Origin of the sequence: Arthrobacter luteolus NBRC 107841, assembly GCF_001552075.1 — a bacterium.
Lineage (GTDB): Bacteria > Actinomycetota > Actinomycetes > Actinomycetales > Micrococcaceae > Arthrobacter_B > Arthrobacter_B luteolus.
On record NZ_BCQM01000004.1, the window covers coordinates 255643 to 281022 of the forward strand.

The 25380-nt window shown below is 67.6% G+C and carries 17 protein-coding genes and 1 tRNA gene; 9 read left to right on the plus strand and 9 right to left on the minus strand.

Annotation, left to right across the window (positions count from 1 at the left end):
- Nucleotides 1–4 precede the first annotated feature (4 nt).
- The 3 genes from kdpB to AL3_RS18655 are packed head-to-tail and all read right to left on the minus strand — an operon-like array spanning nt 5 to nt 3969.
- Nucleotides 5–2191 carry a potassium-transporting ATPase subunit KdpB gene (gene kdpB / locus AL3_RS09830; RefSeq protein WP_066300021.1) on the minus strand — a complete coding sequence of 729 codons (2187 nt, stop codon included), beginning with the start codon at nt 2189–2191 and terminating at the stop codon, nt 5–7.
- Entirely contained in the window at nt 2192–3880 is a 1689-nt protein-coding gene (kdpA, locus tag AL3_RS09835) for a potassium-transporting ATPase subunit KdpA (protein WP_066300027.1), read from the minus strand. It abuts the gene before it with no gap.
- Nucleotides 3880–3969 carry a potassium-transporting ATPase subunit F gene (locus tag AL3_RS18655; RefSeq protein WP_161599350.1) on the minus strand — a complete coding sequence of 30 codons (90 nt, stop codon included), beginning with the start codon at nt 3967–3969 and terminating at the stop codon, nt 3880–3882. Before AL3_RS18655 ends, kdpA begins: the two co-directional genes overlap by 1 nt.
- A 326-nt stretch (nt 3970–4295) precedes the next feature.
- Between AL3_RS18655 and AL3_RS09840 the strand changes: the two genes are divergently transcribed.
- Together AL3_RS09840 and AL3_RS09845 are read left to right on the plus strand one after the other, a co-directional pair.
- On the plus strand, nt 4296–4481 hold the full coding sequence (locus AL3_RS09840) for a hypothetical protein (RefSeq protein WP_066300030.1): 186 nt from the start codon (nt 4296–4298) through the stop codon (nt 4479–4481).
- Nucleotides 4482–4556: 75 nt separating this feature from the next.
- Complete coding sequence (locus AL3_RS09845; protein ID WP_083521638.1) at nt 4557–6593, plus strand: FAD/NAD(P)-binding protein; 2037 nt, start codon at nt 4557–4559, stop codon at nt 6591–6593.
- Nucleotides 6594–6637: 44 nt separating this feature from the next.
- Here AL3_RS09845 and AL3_RS09850 read toward each other — a convergent pair whose 3' ends face one another.
- Together AL3_RS09850 and AL3_RS09855 are read right to left on the minus strand one after the other, a co-directional pair.
- Nucleotides 6638–7282, minus strand: coding sequence for an NADPH-dependent F420 reductase (locus tag AL3_RS09850; protein ID WP_066300247.1), 645 nt, complete (start codon nt 7280–7282; stop codon nt 6638–6640).
- 105 nt (nt 7283–7387) lie between these two features.
- Nucleotides 7388–7819 (minus strand): DoxX family protein, encoded by a 432-nt coding sequence (locus AL3_RS09855; protein WP_066300033.1) that lies wholly within the window; start codon nt 7817–7819, stop codon nt 7388–7390.
- Nucleotides 7820–8034: 215 nt separating this feature from the next.
- Between AL3_RS09855 and AL3_RS09860 the strand changes: the two genes are divergently transcribed.
- The 6 genes from AL3_RS09860 to ctaD all read left to right on the plus strand — a co-directional run bounded on the left by AL3_RS09860 (nt 8035) and on the right by ctaD (nt 16294).
- On the plus strand, nt 8035–8691 hold the full coding sequence (locus AL3_RS09860; protein ID WP_066300035.1) for an IclR family transcriptional regulator: 657 nt from the start codon (nt 8035–8037) through the stop codon (nt 8689–8691).
- Nucleotides 8692–8740: 49 nt separating this feature from the next.
- Nucleotides 8741–10447, plus strand: coding sequence for a urocanate hydratase (gene hutU / locus AL3_RS09865; protein WP_066300037.1), 1707 nt, complete (start codon nt 8741–8743; stop codon nt 10445–10447).
- Between the two features lie 126 nt (nt 10448–10573).
- On the plus strand, nt 10574–11773 hold the full coding sequence (locus AL3_RS09870; RefSeq protein WP_066300039.1) for an allantoate amidohydrolase: 1200 nt from the start codon (nt 10574–10576) through the stop codon (nt 11771–11773).
- The gene (locus AL3_RS09875) at nt 11770–13179 is read left to right on the plus strand and encodes a formimidoylglutamate deiminase (RefSeq protein ID WP_246168648.1); all 1410 of its coding nucleotides are present in this window, start codon (nt 11770–11772) and stop codon (nt 13177–13179) included. The genes AL3_RS09870 and AL3_RS09875 overlap by 4 nt, the downstream gene beginning before the upstream one ends.
- A 41-nt stretch (nt 13180–13220) precedes the next feature.
- The gene (hutI, locus tag AL3_RS09880) at nt 13221–14408 is read left to right on the plus strand and encodes an imidazolonepropionase (RefSeq protein WP_066300248.1); all 1188 of its coding nucleotides are present in this window, start codon (nt 13221–13223) and stop codon (nt 14406–14408) included.
- A 134-nt stretch (nt 14409–14542) separates the two neighbouring features.
- Nucleotides 14543–16294 (plus strand): aa3-type cytochrome oxidase subunit I, encoded by a 1752-nt coding sequence (ctaD, locus tag AL3_RS09885; RefSeq protein WP_066300042.1) that lies wholly within the window; start codon nt 14543–14545, stop codon nt 16292–16294.
- 131 nt (nt 16295–16425) lie between these two features.
- On the opposite strand, the gene AL3_RS09890 is transcribed toward ctaD, so the two are convergent.
- The 4 genes from AL3_RS09890 to AL3_RS09910 form a co-directional block, all read right to left on the minus strand.
- On the minus strand, nt 16426–17520 hold the full coding sequence (locus AL3_RS09890; RefSeq protein WP_083521639.1) for a chaplin family protein: 1095 nt from the start codon (nt 17518–17520) through the stop codon (nt 16426–16428).
- Between the two features lie 1286 nt (nt 17521–18806).
- Complete coding sequence (locus AL3_RS09900) at nt 18807–23273, minus strand: ExeM/NucH family extracellular endonuclease (RefSeq protein WP_066300050.1); 4467 nt, start codon at nt 23271–23273, stop codon at nt 18807–18809.
- Between the two features lie 219 nt (nt 23274–23492).
- Nucleotides 23493–24062, minus strand: a complete 570-nt coding sequence (locus tag AL3_RS09905; RefSeq protein WP_083521640.1) for a septum formation family protein — start codon at nt 24060–24062, stop codon at nt 23493–23495.
- Between the two features lie 178 nt (nt 24063–24240).
- A tRNA-Ser gene (locus AL3_RS09910) sits at nt 24241–24328 on the minus strand.
- A 62-nt stretch (nt 24329–24390) separates the two neighbouring features.
- Between AL3_RS09910 and AL3_RS09915 the strand changes: the two genes are divergently transcribed.
- The gene (locus tag AL3_RS09915) at nt 24391–25368 is read left to right on the plus strand and encodes an NAD(P)H-quinone oxidoreductase (RefSeq protein ID WP_066300055.1); all 978 of its coding nucleotides are present in this window, start codon (nt 24391–24393) and stop codon (nt 25366–25368) included.
- Nucleotides 25369–25380 lie beyond the last annotated feature (12 nt).

Consider the following 25380-nt stretch of genomic DNA (forward strand, 5'->3'; position numbering starts at 1 on the left):
ATCATCAGAACCCCGGCAGGAGGGAAACGGCCAGATCGATCAGCTTGATGCCGATGAACGGTGCGATCACGCCGCCCACGCCGAAGACCAGGAGGTTGCGGCTGAGGATCCCGGAGGCGCTGGAGGCACGGTATTTCACGCCGCGCAGGGCCAGCGGGATCAGGGCGAGGATCACCACGGCGTTGAAGATGATGGCGGAGAGGATGGCGGACGCAGGGGAAGCCAGGCCCATGATGTTCAGCACCCCCAGCCCCGGGAACAGTCCCACGAACATTGCGGGGATGATGGCGAAATACTTGGCGACGTCGTTGGCGATGGAGAACGTGGTCAGCGCACCGCGGGTGATGAGCAGCTGCTTGCCGATCCGCACAATGTCGATCAGCTTGGTGGGATCCGAATCCAGGTCCACCATGTTCCCGGCTTCCTTCGCCGCCGAGGTGCCGGTGTTCATGGCAACGCCGACGTCGGCCTGGGCGAGTGCGGGGGCGTCATTGGTGCCGTCCCCGGTCATGGCCACCAGCCGGCCGCCGGCCTGCTCGCGGCGGATCAGCGCGATCTTGTCTTCCGGCGTGGCCTCGGCGAGGTAGTCATCCACGCCCGCTTCCGCGGCGATGGCCTTGGCGGTGCGCGGGTTGTCGCCGGTGACCATCACGGTGCGGATACCCATCAGCCGCAGCTGCGCGAAACGCTCCTTCAGCCCCTCCTTGACCACGTCCTTGAGGTGCACGATGCCCAGGATGCGGGCCGTGCCGGACGCGTCGCGGACAGCCACGACCAGTGGGGTGCCGCCGTCGGCCGAAACCTTGTCCACGCGGTAGGTCAGGTCGGAGAGCACCGAAATTTCAACGCCGCCGGCGGCCTCCGCCCACTCCAGGACCGCGGAGCCGGCGCCCTTGCGGAGCTGTGAACCATCGGGAAAGTCCAGGCCGCTCATCCTGGTCTGTGCCGTGAAGGGAACGCCGGCGGCCCCGCCGTCCGGGCCGGGCCGGACGCCGAGGGAGGCGGCCAGGTCCACAATGGAGCGCCCTTCCGGGGTGGGGTCCAGGGCAGAGGACCGGGCGGCGGCGAGAATCAGTTCGGCCGGGTCCGTTCCGGCCACCGGGATGAACTCCGCGGCCTGCCGGTTGCCGTAGGTAATGGTTCCGGTCTTATCCAGGAGCAGCGTGGTGACATCCCCGGCGGCTTCCACCGCCCTGCCGGACATGGCCAGGACGTTGTGCTGCACCAGCCGGTCCATTCCGGCGATGCCGATGGCGGACAGCAGCGCTCCGATGGTCGTGGGAATCAGGCACACCAGGAGAGCCACGAGCACCGGCACGCTGACCACTGCCCCGGCGTAGCCGGCCATCGGGTTCAGGGTCAGCACCACCATCAGGAAAACCAGGGTGAGGGCGGAGAGGAGGATGTCCAGCGCTGTTTCGTTGGGCGTTTTCTGCCGGGACGCGCCTTCCACGAGGCCGATCATCCGGTCCACGAAGGTCTCACCCGGGCGGCTGGTAATCCGGACGGTGATCCGGTCCGAGAGGACGCGGGTGCCGCCGGTGACGGCGGAGCGGTCTCCGCCGGACTCCCGCACCACCGGAGCGGATTCCCCGGTGATGGCGGATTCATCCACCGAGGCGATGCCGGCAATGATGTCCCCGTCGCCGGGAATGATTTCCCCGGCGGAGACCACCACCACGTCGCCCTGCACCAGATCGGCGGAGGCCACGTCCTCGGTGGGAGTGCGGAGGGCGGAGGCGTCGGAAACCGGGTCGTAGCGCGGCACGCGCCGGGCCGCGGTGCTGGTGCGGGTGGCGCGCAGGGTGGCGGCCTGCGCCTTGCCCCGGCCCTCGGCCACGGCTTCGGCGAGGTTGGCGAAGAGAACGGTCAGCCACAACCACAGTGCGATCAGCCAGGTGAAACCGGCCGGTACCGGGCTGCCGCCGGAATCCGGGGAAGCGCCGGTGAAGGACTCCGCGACGGCGATGGCGGTGATCAGGACGGCACCGGCCTCCACGACCAGCATGATCGGGGTGCGCCACATCAGCCGGGGGTCGAGCTTGCGCAGGGCCACCGGAAGGGCGGCCGCGAGCTGGGACCAGGAGAGGGCGCTGCTGCGCCGGGTTGGGGGACGGGAGGGCTCCGGTGCCGGCTGGCTGCCGGGTTCTCTGCCCGGTTCGGGACGGTGTTTCGTGGTGAGGGTGGACATTCAGATCAGTCCTTCTGCCAGGGGGCCCAGCGCGAGTACGGGAAAGAAGGTAAGGGCGGTAACGATCACCGTGATACCGGCCAGCATCAGCACGGACTGCGGCCGGTGGGTGGGCAGTGTTCCGGCGGTAACGGGCACCTTGTGCTGCGCGGCCAGGGCCCCGGCGAGCGCCAGGACGAAGATGATCGGCAGGAAGCGGCCCAGCAGCATGGCCAGGGCCAAAGCCGTGTTCAGCCACGGTGTGTTGGCGGTCAGCCCGGCAAACGCCGAACCGTTGTTGTTGGCCGCGGAGGTGAAGGCATAGAGCACCTCGCTGAAGCCGTGCGGCCCGCTGTTCAGGATGGAGGTACCGGCAATCTCTTCGCGGATGCCCGGCAGGGCGAAGCTCAGCGACGTGCCGGTGAGGACCAGGGCGGGCATGGTCAGCACGTACAGGCTTGCCAGCTTAATTTCCCGGGGGCCGATCTTCTTGCCCAGGTACTCCGGCGTGCGCCCGACCAGCAGGCCTGCCACGAAGCAGGTAACCACGGCGAGGATCAGCATGCCGTACAGTCCGGAACCCACCCCGCCGGGGGCGACCTCGCCGAGCATCATGTTCAGCATGGCCATCATTCCGCCCAGCGGGCTGAAGCTGTCATGCATCGCGTTCACCGCGCCGGTGGAGGTCAGGGTGCTGGTGCTGCCGAAGAGGGTGGAGGCGGCGATGCCGAACCGCTGTTCCTTGCCCTCCAGCGAACCCGCTGCACCCTGTGCCGCCTGGTATTCGAGCAGTGTCATGGCCGTGACGGACACCAGGAAAATGCCTGCCATGGCGGCCAGGATGGCATAGCCCTGCCGGCGGTCGCCGATCATGGTTCCGAAGGTGCGCGGAAGGCTGAAGGGGATGATGAGCATCAGCAGCACCGACACCAGATTGGTCCAGGCGCTCGGGTTTTCGAACGGATGCGCGGAGTTCGCGTTGAAGAAGCCGCCGCCGTTGGTGCCCAGCAGCTTGATGGCCTCCTGGGTTGCCACCGGCCCGCCGGGAATGCTCTGGGTCCCGCCGGTGAGGGTGGTCAGTTCGGTGAAGCCGTTGAAGTTCTGGATCACCCCGCCGAGCAGGAGCAGGGCTGCGCCGAGCACGGCCCCGGGCACCAGCAGCCGGGTCAGGGACCGGGTGAGGTCCACCCAGAAATTGCCGATCGTGGCGGAGCCGCTGCCGGATCCCCGGTCCGCGGACCCCCGGCTGGCGAATCCCCGGACCAGGGCTACGGCCACGGCCAGGCCGACGGCGGCGGAGAGGAAGTTCTGCACGGCCAGACCGGCAGCCTGGACGGCATAGCCCATCGTGGCCTCGGGGGAGTAGGACTGCCAGTTGGTGTTCGTGACGAAGGACGCGGCCGTGTTGAAGGCCAGTCCTTCCGGAACCGGCGGGAGCCCGAGGGAGCCGGGCAGCAGGTGCTGGAGACGCTGCAGCAGATACAGGGCCAGGACTCCGGCTGCCGAAAACAGCAGGACACCGGACAGATAGGCCTGCCACGACTGGCCGGACCGGGGTGCCACCCCGATCAGCCGGTAAAAACCGCGTTCCACGGCCAGGTCCTTGTCCGAAGCGTAGAAGCGGGCCATGTAGTCCCCGAGCGGCCGGTGCGCCAGCACCAGCACCACGGCAACAGCGAGGACCTGGCCGAAGGCCAGCCACACCGTCATCAGAATTTCTCCGGCCGGAGCAGGGCCGCCAGCACATAAACGACGGCGCCGGCGGCGAGGATCAAGGCCGCGTAGTCGAAGAACGTCACAGCTTCTCCACCACCCGTGCCACCAGGGCCAGGACGGCAAAAACCGCCACCGTGCCCAGAATTGCCAATACATCCACCAAGGGGTTCCCCCAAAGAAACTCGTTCCTCTCCCGCCGGTCCGGCGGGAGGGCGCGTGCAGCGCCTCAACGAGTACAAACCGCCCCGGCCCCCGCTCGTGGAATCCTCACGGATTCTTAACGCGGGGCCGCCGAACCATAACGAAATCCAAGCGGTTCGGGCCTGGGGCGGCCGGCCGGTACCGCGGCAGCGGCCCTCCCGGTAGAGTCGCCAGCACGCAGATCCGCTGACGCCCCAGGGGGCCCGCCGTGCCGATTCTCACCACCGTGCTGCTGTTCGCCGGAATCATCGCCGCCGTCGTCCTGATTGTGCTGATCTTCCGCGGGTCACGGGTGCCGGAGGCGGACATCGAGGGCAGGAAACGGGTCAACCGCTGGTTCTGGATCCTGGGCGTGTTCGTGGCGGCGGTTTTTATCTTCGTGTCCTTTACCTAGGGCATACCCAGGGGGCGGGGCCCAGCCGGACCGCCACGGCCCGGCCGGGGGCAAACGGGCAGATACCCTTAGATCATGGACAAATCCCAGGGACTTCGCGTTGCCGTCATCGGAGCGGGCCCGCGCGGTATCTCTGTCCTGGACCGGCTGCTCGCCAGATACCTCGAACTGCCCGCTGAGGACCGCCCGGCACTCGACATCCGGATGGTGGACCCCTTCACACCCGGTCCCGGGCACGTCTGGCGCACCGGCCAGCCCCGGCTGTTCCTGATGAACACCCCGTGCCTGTTTCCCACGGTGGCCCCGGCCCCGGGCGAAGGATTTGCCCCTTCCGTCTCCGGACTCTCTTTCGGTGACTGGGCACAGGCCATGGCGGCAGATCCGGCACCGGCCCTCAGCGCAGGGGACCGGGAGGAAATCGCGCGCCTCGGGCCGGGGGACTTCCCCAGCCGGGCCGTGTACGGCCGTTACCTGGAATGGACCTATGCCCGCCTGGCCGCAGCGGCAGCGCAGGCCGGCGCCGCCGTCGTCCATCACCGGACCGAGGCCCTGTCACTGGCCCGCACCGACACCGGTTTCACCCTGGAACTTGCAGGCGAGGCAGCCCTGGCGGCAGACGCCGTCGTTCTTGCCCTGGGGCATCTGCCCGCGGCCCTGAACCCCGAACAGTCCCGGCTCAACGACGCCGCTGCGCGGCTGGACCTGCGCTACCTGCCGCCGGCCGTGCCCTCCGACGCCGACTTCTCCGTGCTGCCCGCCGGAGAACCAGTGCTGGTGCGCGGCCTGGGACTGAACTTCTTCGACATTATGGCGCAGGTGACGCTCGGCCGCGGAGGGCAGTTTGTGCCCACCGGCGAACCCGCGGGGCGGGCACTGCGCTACGAACCCAGCGGACGGGAACCGGTGCTGGTTGCAGCCTCCCGCCGGGGCACGCCCTACCGGGCGAAGGCCCAGCTGCAGAGCTATCTGCCCCGCAGCGTGAAGCTGCGCTGGTTCACGCGGGAAACGGCGGGGAGTTTTGCCGCCGAAGGAATCCAGCCCGGGTTCGACCACGACTTCTGGCCGCTGCTGCACCGGGACGCCATCTGGGCCTATTACTCCACGCTGGCCCGGATCTCCCCGGAGTGCCTCACCGTTGGCGCCGGGGATTTCCTGCGGGAATTGGACGCCGCGCTCAGTGTGGACGGCCCGGACTGGGACGCCGCCAAGGAAGAAGTGCTCCGCCGCTGCGTTCCGGCCGGGCGCCGCACCAGCCTGGAAGCCCTCGCCCAGCCGCTGGGCCGGCGGCCCTTCAGCGGTGCCGCGGACGTGGACGCGGCCGTGCTGGCCTATCTGGAAGCCGACGCCGCCGGATCGGCCAGGGGCGAGGACGATCCGCTGAAGATGGCGATCGGAGCGCTGAACGCCGGACGCTCCGTGCTCAAGGCAGTGGTGGCCGACGGCGGCCTGTCCGAGGAATCCTGGCTCACCGAACTGCGTGGCTGGTTCGAACCCCTGGTTGAGGGCCTTGCCAGCGGTCCGCCGCCGGAGCGGATCGAGCAGCTGGCTGCACTCACCCGTGCCGGCCTGATCCACTTCGTGGGCCCGGATCCGCGGTTCGACGTGGATGAGGCCCGAGCCGTCTTCACGGCGTCCTCCCCCTGGTCGCCGGAGGAGTATGCGGCGAAAACCCTGGTCGAGGCCATGATGCCGGCCAACCGGGTCAGCGCCAGCCTGTCCCCGCTGCTCGAAGGAATGCTGCACCGGGGCCTGGCCCGCACGAAGGTCATGATGGCCGCCGACGGCACCCCGGTAATGACCTCCGGGCTGGACGTTTCCCTGCCGCCGTACCGTCCGCTGGATATTAAGGGCGAACCGCAGCCGGACCTCTATGTGCTCGGCCTGCAGCTCTCCTCCGTGCAGTGGGGCACGGCGATCGCGGCCGAGGCCGGAGCCCCGGCCGACGCCGGCGCCCGGACCCTGCGGGATGCCGATGACATTGCCGCAGCCATCCTGGCCGGTCCGGGCCAGGATGGCCGGGCGGTTGCCGGAGGCCATGCGGGGGATTCCGCCGAAGGCCAGGGACTTGATCCGGCCGGATCGGGTGCCGCCGCGGTTCGTGCCGGGGCGTAACCGCCTCGTTCCGCAGCGGCTCTCAGGCCGCTCCGGGCGGCTGTCTAGGCCGCCGGGACCACCTTCAGCGCCGAGTTCCACTGGTAGGCGGGGAGCTGGTCGTTGGCCGAGAGCAGGATGTGCAGGAAGCCGGTCTGCTCGAGCTGCCGGGCACGGCGCTGCGGTCCCACGACCACCGGGGTGAGCCCGGCTGCTGAAGCGAAATCAGCAACGGCCTGGACTGCGGCTTCATCATCCCCGGCGATCAGGACATCCAGGGGCTGTCCAGCCACGGCACCTTCTGCCAGCGTGGCGGCGAAGGTGGTGTTGAACGCCTTGATGACCTTCGCTCCGGTTGCCTTCTGCAGTTCCTCCGCGGCCGAGCTGTCGGCTGGAACGGACAGGGAATCGAAGGTGGCGAAGTCGATCGGGTTGGTGATGTCGACGTAGACCTTCCCGGTCAGGGAGTCTCCGTACCGGGCGAGAATTTCCTTTGAGGCGTCGAAGTAGACGGCTGGGATCACGAGGTTGCCCGTGAGTTCCTCACCCAGCAGCCCTGCGGAGACCTGGCCGCCGAGTTCTGCTGCGAGGGCGTCTGCCTTGGCCTTGTCATCGTGCGCGAGCAGCTGGACGGTCTTTCCGGCGGCAACTGCCCGGGCTGCGAGTCCGCGGGCCATGTTGCCGGTTCCGATGATGGTGATATCAGTCATTTTCTTCTTCTTTCCGAAAAGGTGGGACAGGAAATTCATGGCGATCGTTTCATTGGGAGTTGCAGTTCGGGAGGGAAGCGAACGTTCCGGCACCTGATTGAGGGGCTATACGAGTGCTTTGAACCTGGTGCGGCTGAACAGGGCGTGATCGGCTGAAAGGCGTGCGGGGCCGAAGAACGCGATTGCGGCGGCCGCGGCGGCGAGCAGGAGTACCAGTTCATAACCGCCGTCGGCGGCAAAAATTCCTGCCGGTGCGTGAACGAGGAAGAGAGCGCCGAGCATATCCAGGGCGAGAAGCGCCGCGAAGACCCGGGTGAGTACGCCGAGGATCAGGGCGGCCCCGCCCACGAGCTCCAAGGTGGCAACAACAGGGGCTGCCAGGTCGGCAGCCGGGACGCCCATCTGGGCGAACGACGCCTGCGTCCCGGTGATGGTGAACTGGCTGAACTTCTGCCAGCCGTGGGCCGCGAAGATGAAGCCGGCAACGACGCGGAGTACGGTCACGGCCGTGGTCGCGGAGGGAGAGGAGCGAATCATGATTCTTACCGTTCTTTCGGGGAGTGAATGCGCGGTATATCCGGCAGTCACCCGGTCTATTGCTTGAAGCTTCAAGTAGTGTTTCAGGTTTTAGTTGTACTTTCAACTAAGTAGATGTATTTGCTGCCTCTAGCCACCTAGTGAAATTGCTGTTTTACTAGATGGCAACAGTTGGACAGGTGAACGGCAACAGCCGGCCGAGGGAAAGCAGGCGCATGGCCGAGGCAGTGAAGGCAGACAGCACCACCCGGACAGTCGAACGCGCGCTGTCCCTGCTCAGCGTGGTGTGCCGGCAGGGAGCCGTGACGCAGTCGGAGGCTGCCAAAGCCGCAGGCCTCTCCACCAGTACGGCGCTGCGGCTGCTCCGCACCCTGGAAGGAACCGACTTTGTGCGGCGGGAAGAGAACGGAACCTACCGGCCAGGGCCGGCCATCGTGCAGCTCGGAGTGCTCGCCCTTAGCCAGGAGTCGCTGATTGCCACGTACCGCGGCGCCATGGACCGGATCGTTGAGCTGACCGGGGAATCCACGTACCTCAGCGTTCCCGCCGCGGGCGGCCACGGCCTGTACATCGCCATCGCCGAAGGCACGCAGTCCGTCCGGCACGCCAACTGGGTGGGCCGGCGCTTTGTGCTCGAAGGCAGCGCCGCCGGGAAAGCCCTCCACAACGACGCCGGACCGCAGGGCTGCGCGGTGGTGAGTGACGGCGTCGAACCCGACGTCACCGCGATTGCCGTTCCCCTGACCGCCGGCGGGAAAGCCGTGGCGGCAATGAGCGTGGTTGTCCCCAGCTACCGGATGACGCCCGCCCGCATCGAAGACATCTGCCAGGTGCTCACGGCCGCAACAGCCGCGGTCCAGGCACCGGGCTAACCGCACAGCTGACCCACCCCACCGCCCGGCAAAGACGACGGAGAACCCCATGACCACAAATAACCCCGTAACCACCACAGCAAACACCTCGCGGACCGTCCGCGCACCCCGCGGTACCGAGCTGAATGCCAAGAGCTGGCAGACCGAGGCACCGCTGCGGATGCTGATGAACAACCTGGACCCGGAGGTCGCCGAACGCCCGGAGGACCTGGTGGTTTACGGCGGCACCGGCAAGGCAGCCCGGAACTGGGAATCGTTCGACGCGATCGTCCGCACCCTGAAGACCCTCGACGACGACGAAACCCTCCTGGTCCAGTCCGGCAAACCCGTCGGTGTGTTCCGCACCAACGAATGGGCGCCCCGGGTGCTGATCGCCAACTCCAACCTCGTGGGGGACTGGTCCACCTGGCCCGAGTTCCGCCGGCTCGAGGCCGAGGGACTGACCATGTACGGCCAGATGACCGCCGGTTCGTGGATCTACATCGGCACCCAGGGCATCCTGCAGGGCACCTACGAGACCTTCGCCGCGATCGCCAAAAAGCTCTTCAACGATCAAAACGCAACGCTTGCCGGCACCGCCACCCTCACGGGCGGCTGCGGCGGAATGGGCGGTGCCCAGCCGCTGGCCGTGACGCTGAACGGCGGGGCGGTCCTGATTGTCGACGTCGATGAGTCCCGGCTCCGGCGCCGGGCCGGCAAACGCTACCTCGACGACGTCGAAACCGACCTCGACGCAGCCCTCGCCAAGGTGATGGCGGCCAAGGCCGAGGGACGGGCCCTCTCCGTGGGCCTGGTCGGCAACGCCGCCGAGGTTTTCCCCGAGCTGCTGCGCCGCCGGAATGCCGGGGAAGGCGCGGACTTCGACATCGTCACCGACCAGACCTCCGCCCACGATCCGCTGAGCTACCTGCCCGAGGGCATCAGCGTCCAGGACTGGCACCGCGAGGCCGAGGCAGACCCGGAAGGCTTCACCAAAAAAGCCCAGGCCTCCATGGCACGGCACGTTGAAGCCATGGTCGGCTTCCAGGACGCGGGGGCCGAGGTTTTCGACTACGGCAATTCCATCCGCGACGAAGCCCGGCAGGGCGGCTATGAGCGGGCCTTCGACTTTCCGGGCTTCGTTCCGGCCTACATCCGGCCGCTGTTCTGCGAAGGCCTGGGCCCGTTCCGCTGGGTGGCACTGTCCGGGGATCCGGCGGACATCGCCGTCACCGATGCCGCGCTGAAGGAACTCTTCCCGGAGAAGGAGCACCTGCACCGCTGGCTGGACGCCGCGGCGGAGCACGTCGAGTTCGAAGGACTGCCGGCCCGGATCTGCTGGCTCGGCTACGGCGAACGGGCCAAGGCCGGACTGCTGTTCAACCGGCTGGTCGCCGAAGGCAAGGTCTCCGCGCCGATCGTGATCGGCCGGGACCATCTGGACTCCGGTTCCGTGGCCTCCCCCTACCGGGAAACCGAGGCCATGAAGGACGGTTCCGACGCGATCGCCGACTGGCCGCTGCTGAACGCCCTGCTCAACACCTCCTCCGGTGCCACCTGGGTATCGATCCACCACGGCGGCGGCGTCGGCATCGGCCGGTCGCTGCACGCCGGGCAGGTGTCCGTGGCGGACGGCACGGAACTGGCGGCCCGCAAGCTGGAGGCCCTGCTCACCAACGATCCCGGTACCGGAGTCATGCGGCACGTCGACGCCGGCTACCCGGAAGCGGAGGCAGTGGCCGCTGAACGCGGCGTCCGCATCCCCATGGCTGAATAGCCCGGGGTTCAGTTCCGCACCAGCACCAGCACCAGCACCAGCACCAGCTTCAGCACCCAGCCAGCCTCCCCACCGGCGCCCTTCCGGCACCCTCCCCATCAGCAACCAGACCCAGCAAGGAACCGCATGGCCACCGTCACCACCCTCCTGGACGCCATCTCCGGCATCGGCCGCGACCCGGTCCGCGGCGGCTACAGCCGCCCCGTGTTCTCGGCCGCGGAAACGGACCTGCGGGCCTGGTTCATTGCCGAGGCACGGAGCCGCGGACTCGGGGTGGAGACGGACCGCAACGGCATCCTCTGGGCCTGGTGGGGTGAACCGCACAAGGGCGCACTGGTCACCGGCAGCCACCTGGACTCCGTCCCCGGCGGCGGGGCGTTCGACGGGCCGCTCGGCGTCGCGGCGGCGCTGGCCGCCGTCGACGTCCTGAACGAACGCGGCGTACAGCCCAACCGGTCCCTGGCCATCACCGTATTCCCGGAGGAGGAAGGCTCCCGCTTCGGCGTCGCCTGCCTCGGCTCGCGGCTGCTGACCGGCGCCATCGACCCGGACCGGGCACGCGCACTGCGCGACGCCGACGGCACCTCCTTTGCCGATGCCGCCCGCGCCGCCGGGCTGGACCCCGAACACCTCGGCCGGGATGAGGAGTCCCTGGCCCGGATCGGGGACTTCGTGGAGCTGCACGTGGAACAGGGGCGCGGGCTCGGCGAGGACGGCCCCGCCGTCGCCGTCGGCAGTTCCATCCTGGGCCACGGCCGCTGGAAGCTCACCGTGCACGGGCAGGGCAACCACGCCGGAACCACCCTGATGGAGGACCGGGCGGATCCCATGGTGGCTGCGGCACAGATCATCACGGCCGTGCAGCAGGCGGCCGCAGCGCAGCCCGGCGCACGCGCCACGGTGGGCCGGATCCAGGCGGTCCCGGGCGGCACCAACGTGATCGCCTCCCGGGTTCAGCTGTGGCTGGACGTCCGGCACGAAGACGACGCGGTCACCGCCCAGCTGGTGGAGGCCATCCACGGCAAGGCGCAGAAGACCGCCGCGTTCGAAGGCTGCACCGTGGCCCTAAGCCAGGAGTCCTTCAGCCCCACCACGTCCTTTGACCCGGCGCTCCAGCGCCAGCTGCAGCTGGCCCTGCCGCAGGCACCCGTCCTGGCCACGGGCGCGGGGCACGACGCCGGAATCCTCGCCGGTCACGTCCCGGCGGGCATGGTTTTTGTCCGCAACCCCACCGGGATCTCGCATTCTCCGGAGGAATATGTGGAAGACGCCGACGCCGACTACTCAGCCGAGGCCCTCGCCGATGTCCTGGAGGCCCTGCTGTGAACCCGCGTGCCCGGGGTGTGTGGTGTGAACGGGTGGTACGGGACGGGCAGGTTGAGTCCGGTGTCCGGCTGACCGTGGATTCCGCCGGAGTCGTCGCGGCGGTGGAAACCGGCGCTGCTCCCCGCCCCGGCGACCTGCTGCTGCACGGCGTTGTGTTTCCGGCTGCCTCGAACGCCCACTCGCACGCCTTCCACCGGGTCCTTCGCGGCCGCACCCACGTTGGCGGAGCGGACAGTTTCTGGACCTGGCGGCAGGCAATGTACCAAGCCGCCGGGGCCCTGACCCCGGAACTCTACGAGGAGCTGGCCACCGCCGTTTTCGCCGAAATGGTGGCGGCGGGCTACACCAGCGTCGCGGAGTTCCACTACGTGCACCACCGCCAGGACGGCACGCCCTATCCCGGGCACGCCATGGAACTGGCGCTGGGCCGCGCCGCTCAGGCCGCCGGCATCCGGCTGACCCTGCTGGACACCTGCTATTTGGCCGGCGGTTTTGGGGAGCCGCTGAACCCGGAACAGCTGCGCTTTGGCGACGCCGGCCCCGAGGGCTGGCTCCGCCGGCTGGCTGCCCTGCGGACCGCTGTGGAAGCGGAGTTCGATCCGGCCGAAGTAAGTGTCGGCGCGGCACTGCACTCGGTGCGGGCGGTCCCGGCGGACGCGCTGCCGGTCATCGCCGCCGGTTTGGATCCGGACCTGCCGCTGCACATCCACCTCTCCGAACAGCCCGCGGAAAACCAGGCCTGCCTGGCGGCCGCCGGCCTGACCCCGGCGCAGCTGCTGCACCGGCATGGACTGCTCAGCCCGCGGCTTTCCGCCGTCCACGCCACCCACCTCACGGACACGGACATTGAACTGCTGGGCGGGGCCGGCGCCACCGTGGTGATGTGCCCCAGCACCGAGGCCGACCTCGCGGACGGCATCGGCCCCGCCGCGGCGCTCGCTGCTGCCGGCGCGCGGATCGCCCTGGGCTCGGACCAGCACGCCGTACTGGATCCCTGGCTGGAAATGCGGGCATTGGAACACGGGGAACGCCTGTCTTCCGGCGTCCGCGGCCGGTTTACCCCTGCGGCGCTGCACACGGCAGTGTCCGACGCCGGCGCTGCCGCCCAGGGCCGGCGGGCGCCGGGCTTCGCCGTGGGCAGCCTGTGCGACCTGATGGCAGTGGACCCGGCCAGTGCCCGGACGGCCGGCTCCGACCCGGCCCAGCTGGCCCTCGCCGCCACCGCCCAGGACGTCACCGCCGTCGTCGTCGGCGGCACGCTCACCGCCGAGCACGGACGGCACCTGCGGCTTGGAGATCCCGGGCTGCTGCTGGCCAATGCGATCCGGACACTCGATGAAGCCGCATCCGCCCCCGGGGAAACCTTCAAGAGCATGCACGGAACCGCAGCGAAAGGACAGCCGTGAGCGCCTCCACCCTCATCACCAACATCGGTGAACTCTCCACCATGGACCCATCCCGCGGCGCAGCTTCGGTGCTGACGGATGCTGCGCTGGTGCTGGAGGGCGAACGCATCGCCTGGATCGGTCCGGCTGCTGCCGCACCGGCGGCGGATGAGGCGCACGACGCCGGCGGGCGGGCGCTGCTGCCGGGCTGGGTGGACTCGCACACGCACCTGGTGTTCGCCGGGGACCGCAGTGCCGAATTTGTTGCCCGGATGGCCGGGGAAACGTACCAGGCAGGCGGCATCGCCGTCACCACCGAAGCCACCCGCGCCGCCGGGGACTACGACCTCACCCGGATGCTGCTCGCCCGGCAGGCCGAAGCGGCCGCCGGCGGCACCACCTGGCTGGAAACAAAAACCGGGTACGGGCTGGACGTGGAGCAGGAGGCCCGCAGCGCCCGGATCGCGTCCACCGTGGTGGACGATGTGACGTTCCTCGGCGCGCACCTGGTCCCGGCCGGCAGTGATCCGGAGGAATACACCGACCTGGTCTGCGGGCCCATGCTGGCGGCCGTGCGCCCCTACGTGCAGTGGGCCGATGTGTTCTGCGAGCGCGGCGCCTTCAGCGAGGAACAATCCCGCCGGGTGCTCACCGCCTGCCGGGACGCGGGCCTGGGGCTGCGGGTGCACGGCAACCAGCTGGGGCCGGGGGCCGGGGTGCGGCTGGCCGTCGAGTTCGGGGCCGCGAGTGTGGACCACGTCAATTATCTGGCGGACGCCGACGTCGCGGCGCTCGCCGGTACCTGGGCCGGCTGGGATCCCCGGAACGCCGGGTCGCTGCCGGGCACGGTGGCTACCTGCCTGCCGGCCTGCGACCTCTCCACGCGGCAGCCGCTGGCGCCGGCCCGCCGGCTGCTGGACGCCGGTATCGAGGTTGCCCTGGCCTCCAACTGCAATCCCGGAACGTCCTACACCTCCTCCATGAACTTCTGCGTCGCCACGGCCGTGCTGCAGATGGGGCTCAGCGTCGCTGAGGCCGTGCGCGCCGCCACGTACGGCGGGGCGCTGGCGCTGCGGCGGCAGACCGGCGCGGATGAGGACGGGAAGCGTGCGGTGGGCTCGCTCGCCGTCGGACACCGGGCCGATCTGCACCTGCTGAACGCGCCGGCCGCCGCGCATCTGGCCTACCGGCCCGGAATGCCGCTGACGGCCGCAGTCTGGCGGGCCGGGGAGAGGGTGCGCCGGCCCTAACGGCTGCGGCGGCGGGAAACCGGTTCCTACTCTGGACTGCGTTTCGCCGGGGATTTACAGTACAAGGCAGACTGGGCTGCGTTGTTCAGGTGCGGCGGCCGGGCTGAATTTCCTGCGGACCCAAGGTGGCGCTGATGTCTACTCTGAAGTACACGGCCGACGACGGAACAGCGGTACCGCCGCGGGTGGTCCCGGTATCCAAGGGCCGGGTGGTGGTGGACTGGCTGACCACCACGGACCACAAGAAGGTCGGCTATCTGTATCTGATCACGTCGTTTATCTTCTTCTGCCTGGCCGGCGTGATGGCACTGATCATCCGCGCCGAGCTCTTCCAGCCGGGCCTGGAAATCGTGGCGTCGCGGGAACAGTACAACCAGCTGTTCACCATGCACGGGACCCTGATGCTGCTGATGTTCGCCACCCCGCTGTTCGCCGGGTTCGCGAACGTGATGATGCCGCTGCAGATCGGCGCACCGGACGTCGCGTTCCCGCGGCTCAACGCCTTGGCGTACTGGTTCTTCCTCTTCGGTTCGCTGATCGCGGTGTCCGGGTTTCTCACTCCGCAGGGGGCGGCGTCCTTCGGCTGGACGGCCTATGCGCCGTTGTCCAACACCGCTTTCTCGCCGGGAATCGGGGGTGATCTGTGGGTCTTTGGGCTCGCCCTGTCCGGGTTTGGAACCATTCTGGGATCGGTCAACTTCGTCACCACGATCATCTGCCTGCGCGCACCCGGGATGACGATGTGGCGGATACCCATTTTCACCTGGAACACGCTGGTGACGGCGATTCTGGTGCTGATGGCTTTCCCGCCCCTGGCCGCCGCCCTGTTCGCGCTGGGGTTGGACCGCAAATTCGACGCCCACATTTTCGATCCGGAGAACGGCGGCGCCATCCTCTGGCAGCACCTGTTCTGGTTCTTCGGCCATCCCGAGGTCTACATCATTGCCCTGCCCTTCTTCGGCATCATTTCCGAGATCATTCCGGTTTTCAGCCGCAAACCGATCTTCGGCTACAAGGGCCTGGTCTTCGCCACGATTGCGATCGCCGGGCTGTCCATGACTGTCTGGGCGCACCACATGTACGTCACCGGGCAGGTCTTCCTGCCGTTCTTCGCCCTGCTGACCATGTTCATTGCCGTGCCCACCGGCGTGAAGTTCTTCAACTGGATCGGCACCATGTGGCGCGGGTCCATCACCTTCGAAACGCCGATGATGTGGGCGCTGGGCTTCCTGATCACGTTCCTCTTCGGCGGGCTGACCGGCATCATCCTGTCCTCACCGCCCATGGACTTCCACGTCTCCGACACGTACTTCGTCGTCGCACACTTCCACTACGTGGTCTTTGGCACGGTGGTGTTTGCGATGTTCGGCGGGTTCTACTTCTGGTGGCCGAAGTGGACCGGGAAGATGCTCAACGAACGGCTCGGAAAGATCCACTTCTGGCTGCTCTTCCTGGGCTTCCACCTGACCTTCATGATCCAGCACTGGCTGGGTGTGCTGGGAATGCCCCGGCGGTACGCGGACTATCTGGTGGAGGACAACTTCACCGGTATGAACCAGCTGTCCACGATCGGCTCCATGATTCTGGGCTTCTCCCTGATCCCGTTTTTCTGGAACGTGTACATCACCTGGCGGCGCGGCAAGAAGGTTGAGGTGGACGATCCCTGGGGCTTCGGCGGTTCCCTGGAATGGGCTACGTCCTGCCCGCCGCCGCGGCATAACTTTACGTCCCTGCCCAGGATCAGGTCCGAACGGCCGGCCCTGGACCTGCACCACCCTGAGCTCAAACCGCGAGCCAACCAGAAATCCGATTCCCTGGCCGCCAGTGTCCTGGGTGCCGCGGATATGGGCTCCACCGATCCCAAGAACCCTGATCCCCGGCAGTAGCCGTTCCTAGCGCGGGGTGCCCTTCTGATCGGTCAGGTCCCATGTGCGTCCCGGACGCCGTGGCCGAACACAACGGAAAGGCCGGGGTTCCGGCAGCACCGGAACCCCGCCTTGTCCGCCGGGTTTACGGGTTAGCTGCTTTGCCGGCCTGCTCGCCTGATCAGTACCAGTCCGGCACCGAGCAACGGAAGCGCCAGCCACAACAGGACCATGCCCGCTGCTCCGGTGTCAGCCAGGTTGCTCGATGAAACCTCAGCCGTCGCCGCGGATGTCCTGAGCGGTGTTTCGGTAGCGGGTACGGAAGTAAACCGGGTCGTTTCCTCCGCAACGAAGGACACAGATGTCGGCTCAGGTCCTACATTCGGCTGTGTCCCTGCAGGAGGCGTGGTTCCAGCAGGAATCACTACGGGAAGTGTGACTCCTGGACGGGGCCCGGCTGGGGGCACAGAGCCCGGGGTGCTGGTCCCGGTGTCCCTGGTGGTCTCGGTGGTGGCTTCGCCGAGGACTGCTAGGGAGTTGGTGCCGAGGTTGACGGGGATGGTGATGGGTGCGGTGATCTGGGTTCCGGAGAGGAATCCGTCGGAGCCGGAGGTTACGGGTCCGGTGCTCTCTGCCGGTGTCCCGGTTGCCGCGTCTGTCCCGGTGGTCTCGGTGGTGGCTTCGCCGAGGACTGCTAGGGAGTTGGTGCCGAGGTTGACGGGGATGGTGATGGGTGCGGTGATCTGGGTTCCGGAGAGGAGCCCGTTGGAGCCGGAGGTTACGGGTCCGGTGCTCTCTGCCGGTGTCCCGGTTGCCGCGTCTGTCCCGGTGGTCTCGGTGTTCCTGGTGGTCTCGGTGGTGGCTTCGCCGAGGACTGCTAGGGAGTTGGTGCCGAGGTTGACGGGGATGGTGATGGGTGCGGTGATCTGGGTTCCGGAGAGGAGTCCGTTGGAGCCGGAGGTTACGGGTTCCGCGCTCTCTGCCGGTGTCCCGGTTGCCGCGTCTGTCCCGGTGTTCCCGGTGGTCTCGGTGTTCCTGGTGGTCTCGGTGGTGGCTTCGCCGAGGACTGCGAGGGAGTTGGTGCCGAGGTTGACGGGGATGGTGATGGGTGCGGTGATCTGGGTTCCGGAGAGGAGTCCGTCGGAGCCGGAGGTTACGGGTTCCGCGCTGGCCGCGGTTGTTCCAAGGGCCAGCAATCCTCCGGCAAAGAGGGTGCCGAGCAGCCCTCGTCGAATAGTGCAACGCATAGCAATTCTCCTGACAAGTAATTGGGATGGGGCCCATGGGGCCCGAATGGCATTTGTCCGGCTGCATAACGGACAGAGGCCTAACTAATCAGGGAACGACTCGTGATCCAGCGACACACGTGAGGGGGCTTTCATCAGCTCCGTATAGGCGGGCAGCGCAGCCAGTGCCGGAATGTTGAGATGCTGCCCGGATAGGCAGCCGGGCAGTAAGGGGCCTGCTGCTGAAGGGCTCACAACCGACGATCCGGAGCCCACCGGCATGAGGCCACCTTGCGGTGCTCCCGCTGGACCCCCGGAATCCGGGCCAGAAGACACGGATAGTGCGGCCTCTGGCGAGACTTCAGCGCAGGACTCTGCCGTACCCACAGCCGTATCTCCATGACTGGTCATGACCTCGGATACCGCAGGGGCCAAGGCATCTTCATCCGCGAGCTGTTCTGTTGCCGTCGGGAGCTGCTCAGGGGCCGGTTGGCGGTCTGGGGCAAAGCGGGGGCTGTCGGCTGTGCCCTCTGTCACCGCGTCGATGTCCGGAAGCGCTGGAATTACCGGGCTCCCGCTGCAGCCAGCCGCGGGAGGGGCAGCGGGATCTCCCTGGCCTTCGGGACAACCCTGGCCAGCCCCGACGTCGTTGGCCGGGGGGAGGACGGGATGCAGAGTCTCGAGGAGGCCGTCTGCGGTCGGCCGAATTGTCTCTACCGCAAAGCCGGCAATGTCGTCGACCACAGTCAGGATGGGATCCGTGGCTGCAGGCAACGTCTGCGCGGGTACCACCGTCCTCACCACCGGAACGGTCTGTACCAGCTCGTCGACTGCCGTTGCTACCCCATGGACTGCCGGCTGGAGACGGGGCACATCTGGCAGGGAAATTTCCGGCGCGGGAGCCTGGGCCGGTGTCTGTGAGGAAGGCAGCAGGCCGTCCGTCACCTGATCGACGGCATTCACGGCGGAATCCACGAGGCCCGCAGCAGAAACACTCACGCTTGCTGGAAGGGAATCCGGTTCAGGCAGGGGGTCGGCCGAAGCACCGGTGGCCGACAGAGTCAGCCAGGAGGCGGCTGCGGCGGCTCCCAGGAGCACAGGGCGGACGAACCGCCAAGCTCCTCGTGACGCCCTCATTCCGATGCCCCCCAGTCCAACAAATAAGCACTTCCTTCACTATAAGCACAGTAAAAACAGGGTGTCTACAGTCTGGCTCCCGTCCTGAACGAGAAGCGGCGCCGCCCGGTGGTCTTGAACCCCGGACGGCGCCGCTTGGTCAGCGCTCAGAATTAGCTAGCAGGTGCGGACTAGCCGCGGCCCACCGTGCAGAGCAGATACCGTGCATAGTCAACCGCGTATTTCAGCCAGCCGCGCAGGTCCCACCAGTTTTTCGGCGGGATGGGCCGCACGCAGGTCGGCTGCTGCGGTCCGGCTTCGACCGTGACCGGAATCGTCACCGTGGTCCCCGATGGGGCCGCCGTGAGGACCAGCGAACCGTTGCCGGATGCCGACGCCGGGATGGCCGCGGTAACGCTCGCCGCTCCGCCGGTCACCGGAACCGATCCCAGGGCGATGGCTGCACCGGCGGCCGGAACCCAGCTCACTGCGAGCGTGGTGTTGGCCGGGCTGCCCAGCGAGGTCAGGTCCAGCTTCTCCACTGTGAAGGTGGCGCTGGCACCCGCCTTCACAGTGGCAGGTGCGCCCTTGACGATAACGCCCTGCCGGGCGAAATCGGGGGAGACCGGGCTGTTGGCCTGGAGGTAGCTGATCCAGGCATCGCGGTCGATCAGCCCGGAGTCCCGGGTGTCGGTGCCCTGGGCGAAGGTGGAGAAATTGTCCCCGCCCTGTGCCAGGAAGCTGAACGTCCCCACCCGGTAGGCCCGGGCGGTGTCCAGCGGAGCGCCGTTGACGGTTACCGACTGGATCCTGGAACCGCGGGCCAGGTCCGGGTTATAGGTGTAGGTGACGTTGTCGGAGAGGCCCAGTGCCAGGAACGGCCGCGAACTTCCGTCCGGCTGCCACTGCTCCTCCAGGACTGCCTTCAGCTGCGCACCCGTGAGCGTGGTGGTCCACAGATTGTTCACGAACGGCAGGACGGCGTTGGCTTCGGCGTAGGTAATGACACCATCCGGGCCGTAATACAGCTCCGCGCGGAGCCCGCCGGGGTTGGTGATGCCGATTTCCGCACCGCCGCGCTCGGGAGCGCCCAGCGAAGAGAGCAGCGAGTCCGCCACGAGGTTGCCCAGCGTGGATTCGTTGGACCGGTCATCCCGGGAGGCGCCGGTAAAGGCCGTCGTGATGTCCGCGGTTACCGAGCCGACCGGCTGGTTGCCGACCTCGGCCGCGAACGCCAGGGCGGCGTCGACAATCCGCTTCACTTCAGCGACGGCCGGGTAGGCCGCCACCAGTTCGGCAGCAGGGGTGGCGGTCCGTGCGACGTTACCGGCCGTGTAGGAAAGCACCTCGTCCGTCTCGGCGTTGTACTCGAGCTCGATCTGACCGATGAACTCACCGTAGGAACCGGTCTGGACCACGGGGCGGGTTTTGCCCTCGACGCCGGGAACCGGTGCGTCCCACGCGTACTGCTTGTGCGTGTGCCCGGTGTAGATGGCATCCACCAGCGCGCTGGTTTCCGTCACGATCTCCGCGAACGCACCGCCGCCGGCAACCTCCTCCTCGAGGGTGGCGCCGTCGGGCGTGCCCGCACCGGCGCCTTCGTGGTATTCGGCAATGATGACGTCGGCCAGGCCCTCAGCCACGAGCCGTTCGGCCACGCGGTTCACGGCTTCCACCGGGTCCCCGAACTCCAGGGCGGCGATGCCGCCGGGGCTGACCAGCGTACCGGTCTCCTCGGTCACCGCGCCGATCACGGCCACCTTCACGCCGTTGACGTCCAGGAGGGCGTACTCGGGCAGCGCCGGAGTGGTGGTGCCCTTGAGGTAGACATTGGCGCCGAGGTACTCGAAGTCCGCGGCAGGAACCACCCGGTCGGTGAGGTCGGCGAAACCGCCGTCGAACTCATGGTTGCCGACCGCCGAGGCCCGCAGGCCCAGGGCGTTCAGGACGTCGATGGTCGGCTGGTCCTGCTGCACCGAGGAAGCGAACAGGGACGCGCCGATGTTGTCGCCGGCGGAGAGGAACAGCGAACTGCCCTCCGGCGCGGCGGCCTTTAGCTGTTCAACGGTTCCGGCGAAGTTGACGGTGTTGCCGTCGATCCGGCCGTGGAAGTCGTTGATGTTCAGCAGGTTCAGCTCGGTGGTTTCCGCCTCGGCCGGGGTCAGGTTCAGGCCCACCAGGATGGGGTCATGGTCCGAGGACCGGTAGGCGTCCGGAGCGTAGAAGCTGGTTACGTTGTAGTTGAACCGGCTGTATTCCAGTGCCACGGATTCCACGGAGTTGATGTTCCAGATGTCCGTTCCGGTGACGTCTTCGGCCGCTGCCGGGGACGCCAGGATGTGGTCCAGGGACCCGACCAGGCCGCCGAAGGCGTAGGAGTGCTTGCCCGTGGCGTCACCCAGGTTCACGTATCCGGCCTCTGCCAGGATGCGCATGGGGTCCTCGGCGGCGTAGGAGTTGAAGTCACCCAGCAGGAAAACCCGCTCCGTGCCCGCGTCGGCCGCCACGGTGTCGGCGAAGGACACCAGTGCCTGCGCCTGGCGGACCCGGTCGGCGTTCCAGCCGCCCTGGCCGTTGTCCGCGTTTTCCCCGGAGGCCGGGGGTGAGCCCTTGGACTTGAAGTGGTTCGCGATGGCCACGAAGGATTCGCTGTCCGCTCCGCCGGCAGGCTTGAAGGCCTGGGCCAGCGGTTCACGGGCGTTGGAGAACACGCTTTCGTCATTGAGGATCACGGATTCGCCGACAGGTTCAGCGTTCGCGGTCCGGTAGATGAAGGCCGTGCGGATGACGTCTTCGGCGTCGGGGAGGGCCGCGGGGGAGCGGACGTAGTCCCAGGTGCCGGGGGACACCGCGTTCAGGGCCGCAGTCAGGTGGGCGAGTGCCGTGTCACGGTCCTGCCCCAGCGCTGAGGAGTTCTCGATTTCCATCAGCCCGACGACGTCGGCGCCGAGTGCGTTGATCGCCTGGACGATCTTGGCCTGCTGGCGTTCCAGATTGGCCGCGTCGGCGGCACCGCGGGCGTCGCAGCCGCCGCGGACCGTGATCGGGGCTCCGGAACGGTCGTTGAAATAGGTGCAGCCGGTGAGCTGGTCACCGGTGGTGCTGAAGTAGTTCAGCACGTTGAAGGACGCCAGTTTGAGGTTCCCGCCGACGCTTTGCGGTGCGGCGGTGCGGGTGTTCTCGAACGACGCCGGCTGGACCGTGGCCGCGTTGGCCGGGGTCAGCTCGGTGAGCGGCTGGAACTTCCAGGCGCTGTTGCGGAAATCCAGGATCACATTCGTGGTGAACGCAGCCGGCGCCCCAACACGGACCGGGCCGGACGGGGTCAGGTACGGCAGCGGTTTGGACTGGTTCGCCGCAGCAAGGAAATTGGTGGTGGCGCCGTCGTCGAGCTTCACGGCCTTGGCCGCATTCCCTGCGGCAACAGCCGCGTGCTCCGGCGTTCCCAGGGGTGCGACGGCGGTGGGCTGGACCAGTGGTTCGGTACCGGCTGCGAGGCCGATCTCCGCGTACTGGTTCAGGGAGAAGTTATCGGTGACGGTGAAGTCGCCCTGGGGAGCAAGGAGCATGCCCTCCAGGGTTTCCCGTTCCGCGTCAGTGGCAGGCCAGGCGACGTTGGCTGGCTTAACCTCTTCGGCCGGCTCGGTGAGTTTGGTCAGGGCGCCGGCGGCGACCGTGAGCTGCGTGAGCCCGAAGTACTCGCCCACGGTGCCCGTGACTTCGACGTAGTCGCCAACAGCGACCTGGCCCACGGTAGCTGCGGAGAACACGAAGATGCCGTCCGAAGCGGTGTGTGTGGCGGGATCGATCGTGCCGCCGGTTCCCGGGGTCTGCAGGTAATAGCCGCTGAATCCGCCCGTGGGGTAGGCCGCGGTGACCTTGCCGCGGGTGGTGACGTTCTGCCCGACGAGCGGGCTCGCATCGCCGGTTCCCTGGATGGCGGCAATGGCGACCGTACCGTCGGGCGGATCCGTGGGATCCGGCGGGTCGGTCGGATCAACGGGGCCCGTGCCGCCGCCGGCGGTGTTGGTTGGGGTGACCGTACCGCTGAGCGTGAAGTCAGCCGCGTTGTTGTTCGTGTCCGCGAATCCCGTGCGGTTTAAGGACTTCGGGTCGCTGTTGCCCGCGGGTGCGGCGGCGGGTGCGGTTTCGAAGGTGTTCGAGGTGCCGTAGCCCAGCAGGTCAACGACGCCGGGCTGGCCGATCACCGAGCCGGTGGGGAGCGGGTTGACGGCCGTCGCCTGGTTGGCGAGCACCAGGGTTCCGGCGGCACCGGAGAAGCTGGCCCCGATGGTTGCATCCGCGGTGGGGAGGGCGGTGCCGGTTGTGCCGTTGCTGGCGCCCTGGATGAGGTAGTGGCCCCCGGCCGGAATGGTTCCACTGAGCCGGCCGATTCCGGACGGCGCCGTGGTTGTTCCCGCGGCGCGGTACTGCAGTGACCAGCCCTCCAGGCTGACCGGGGCGCTGGTGGGGTTGTAGAGCTCTACGAATTTATTGGTAAAGGGGGCGTTGGCGCTGCCGCCGCTCAGGTACGCCTCATTAATGATGACGCCGCCCCCGCCTTCCTCGGCGTGGGCGGGCAGTGCCGCCAGGGGGCCGGCCAGCAGGCCGGCTGACAGTGCTGTTCCCAGCACCGCCTTCCATCTCGTAGGTCTCATGCCTCATGCTCCTCGAAGAAAGTGGTGCCGCAGCAGGGCAAGCAGAAGCGGCCCGGATGGTACGGCAGTGGGGTGCGGTGAACCCTCTTTGCATATCCCAGCCCAAGGGCTTTGACCAGTGGAATTCACCGGTTTGAAGTCCGAACCGGCACTGGCTCTTGACAAAGTGAAAGAGGGCCCCGGCACAGTGTGTGCCGAGGCCCTCCTGCAGGCGGAAAGTTAGATCTGCGCGTTGCGCACCGAGTTGGTCAGCGGTGAGCCGTCCACCCGGTAAACCGTGCAGAGGATTTCCCGGTCCCCGCCCAGGGTCCAGGAGTAGGACGTCGGCGTGATGAGGCCGATGTCCAGGACCGAGGTCTGGTAATCCGCGCCGATGTAGGGCTGGAACTCGGCGACGCAGAATTCCGCCGCTGCTTCGTCAACGGCTGTCTCGCCCGGGTACTCGCTGCCCGCCATGTCCATGGCGGCATAAACTTCACTGTCGTGCTCCTGCGTGCACGGCAGGACGTCCACTTCGGTGATCTGATCGCCGTCAGGTTCGATCAGGCAGTCGCCGACGTTCAGATCAATCGCGTCCACCGTTTCCGGGGAAACGTCTTCAACTTCTTCAACTACCTTCTCAGCGGTAGGGGAAGCGGCTGCGGAGGACGGTTTCTCGTCCGCCGCAGCATTGCCGCCGCCGGAGGACAGCGGAACGGCGCAGCCTGCCAGCAGTGCCGTCAGCGATGCTGCGGCGAGGATTCTTCCGGCTCGGGACAGAGACGTCTTGTGGGCCGAATACATAGTCATAGCTCCTCGATAGAAAATGGTTTAGTGGTCCACCCCCCAAATGGGCCGGAAACCACGTGTCAACCATATTTGAGGGAAAGCATGCTGATGAATCCGCAAAGTAATATGCGGGTGCAATATGCGTTGACATGCAACGGCACAAAAAAGCACCCCGGCTCAGTGAACCGGGGTGCAAATGCGGAAGGTAAGGGATTCGAACCCTTGGTACGGGGTTACCGCACACTGGTTTTCAAGACCAGCTCCATCGGCCGCTCGGACAACCTTCCCCGCTAGTAGTCTGGCAGATGAGCCCAATTCGCCAAAATCTTCGCCACCCTCAGGAGGCCTCATGAAAGCCATCGTTATCACCGAACCGGGCGGTCCCGGGGTCCTGGAACTCCGGGACGTCCCCGCCCCGGTGCCCGGCCCGGGCGAGGTCCTGATTGATGTGGCCGCTGCCGGACTGAACCGCGCGGATGTCCTGCAGCGGATGGGTAACTACCCCGTGCCGCCGGGCGCCCCCGAATACCCCGGGCTGGAGGTCTCCGGCCGGGTGGCCGCGGTGGGAACGGGTGTCGAGGGTCTGGAGGTGGGGGCCGACGTCGCCGCCCTCCTCTCCGGCGGCGGTTACGCCGAGCAGGTGGCGGTGCCCGCCGGCCAGGTGCTGCCGGTGCCGCCGGAACTGGACCTGGTCACTGCCGCGGCCCTGCCGGAGGTGGCCGCAACGGTCTTTTCGAACCTTTTTATGGCTGCCGGTGTCCGGGAAGGTGAGTATGTCCTCATCCACGGCGGTGCGGGCGGAATCGGCACCATGGCAATCCAGCTGACGGCCGCCTTCGGTGCAGTGCCGCTGGTTACTGCCTCCAGCGCCTCGAAGCTGGAACTCGCACGCAGCCTGGGAGCCAAAGGCCTCATTAACTACAAGGAGCAGGACTTTGTGGAAGAAGTCCGGAAAGCCACAGGCGGTCACGGTGCGGATGTGATCCTCGATGTGATGGGCGCAAAGTACCTGCAGCGGAACGTCGAGGCGCTCGCGGCCGGCGGCCGGCTGGTTATCATCGGGCTGCAGGGCGGAACCCGTGCGGAGATCGACCTCGGTGCCCTGATGTCCAAACGCTGTGCGGTGATGGGCACCACCCTGCGGGGGCGGCCGGAGGAAGAGAAGAGCGCCATTATGGCCGCCGTCGGGGAGTACGTCTGGCCGATGCTTCGGGACGGGACGGTCAAGCCGCTGGTGGACCGCACATTCCCGCTCGCGGAAGCAGCCGCCGCGCACGAGTACTTCGATTCCGGCCGGCATACCGGCAAAATCCTGCTGACGGTCTAGCCCCGGCGGTCG

Coding starts and splice junctions, on each gene's coding strand:
- AL3_RS09905 (WP_083521640.1), bottom strand. CDS start 24,062: ATGACTATGTATTCGGCCCACAAGACGTCTCTGTCCCGAGCCGGAAGA.
- ctaD (WP_066300042.1), top strand. CDS start 14,543: ATGTCTACTCTGAAGTACACGGCCGACGACGGAACAGCGGTACCGCCG.
- kdpB (WP_066300021.1), bottom strand. CDS start 2,191: ATGTCCACCCTCACCACGAAACACCGTCCCGAACCGGGCAGAGAACCC.
- kdpA (WP_066300027.1), bottom strand. CDS start 3,880: ATGACGGTGTGGCTGGCCTTCGGCCAGGTCCTCGCTGTTGCCGTGGTG.
- AL3_RS09890 (WP_083521639.1), bottom strand. CDS start 17,520: ATGCGTTGCACTATTCGACGAGGGCTGCTCGGCACCCTCTTTGCCGGA.
- AL3_RS09860 (WP_066300035.1), top strand. CDS start 8,035: ATGGCCGAGGCAGTGAAGGCAGACAGCACCACCCGGACAGTCGAACGC.
- AL3_RS09850 (WP_066300247.1), bottom strand. CDS start 7,282: ATGACTGATATCACCATCATCGGAACCGGCAACATGGCCCGCGGACTC.
- AL3_RS09870 (WP_066300039.1), top strand. CDS start 10,574: ATGGCCACCGTCACCACCCTCCTGGACGCCATCTCCGGCATCGGCCGC.
- AL3_RS09900 (WP_066300050.1), bottom strand. CDS start 23,273: ATGAGACCTACGAGATGGAAGGCGGTGCTGGGAACAGCACTGTCAGCC.
- AL3_RS09855 (WP_066300033.1), bottom strand. CDS start 7,819: ATGATTCGCTCCTCTCCCTCCGCGACCACGGCCGTGACCGTACTCCGC.
- AL3_RS09845 (WP_083521638.1), top strand. CDS start 4,557: ATGGACAAATCCCAGGGACTTCGCGTTGCCGTCATCGGAGCGGGCCCG.
- hutI (WP_066300248.1), top strand. CDS start 13,221: ATGGACCCATCCCGCGGCGCAGCTTCGGTGCTGACGGATGCTGCGCTG.
- AL3_RS09915 (WP_066300055.1), top strand. CDS start 24,391: ATGAAAGCCATCGTTATCACCGAACCGGGCGGTCCCGGGGTCCTGGAA.
- hutU (WP_066300037.1), top strand. CDS start 8,741: ATGACCACAAATAACCCCGTAACCACCACAGCAAACACCTCGCGGACC.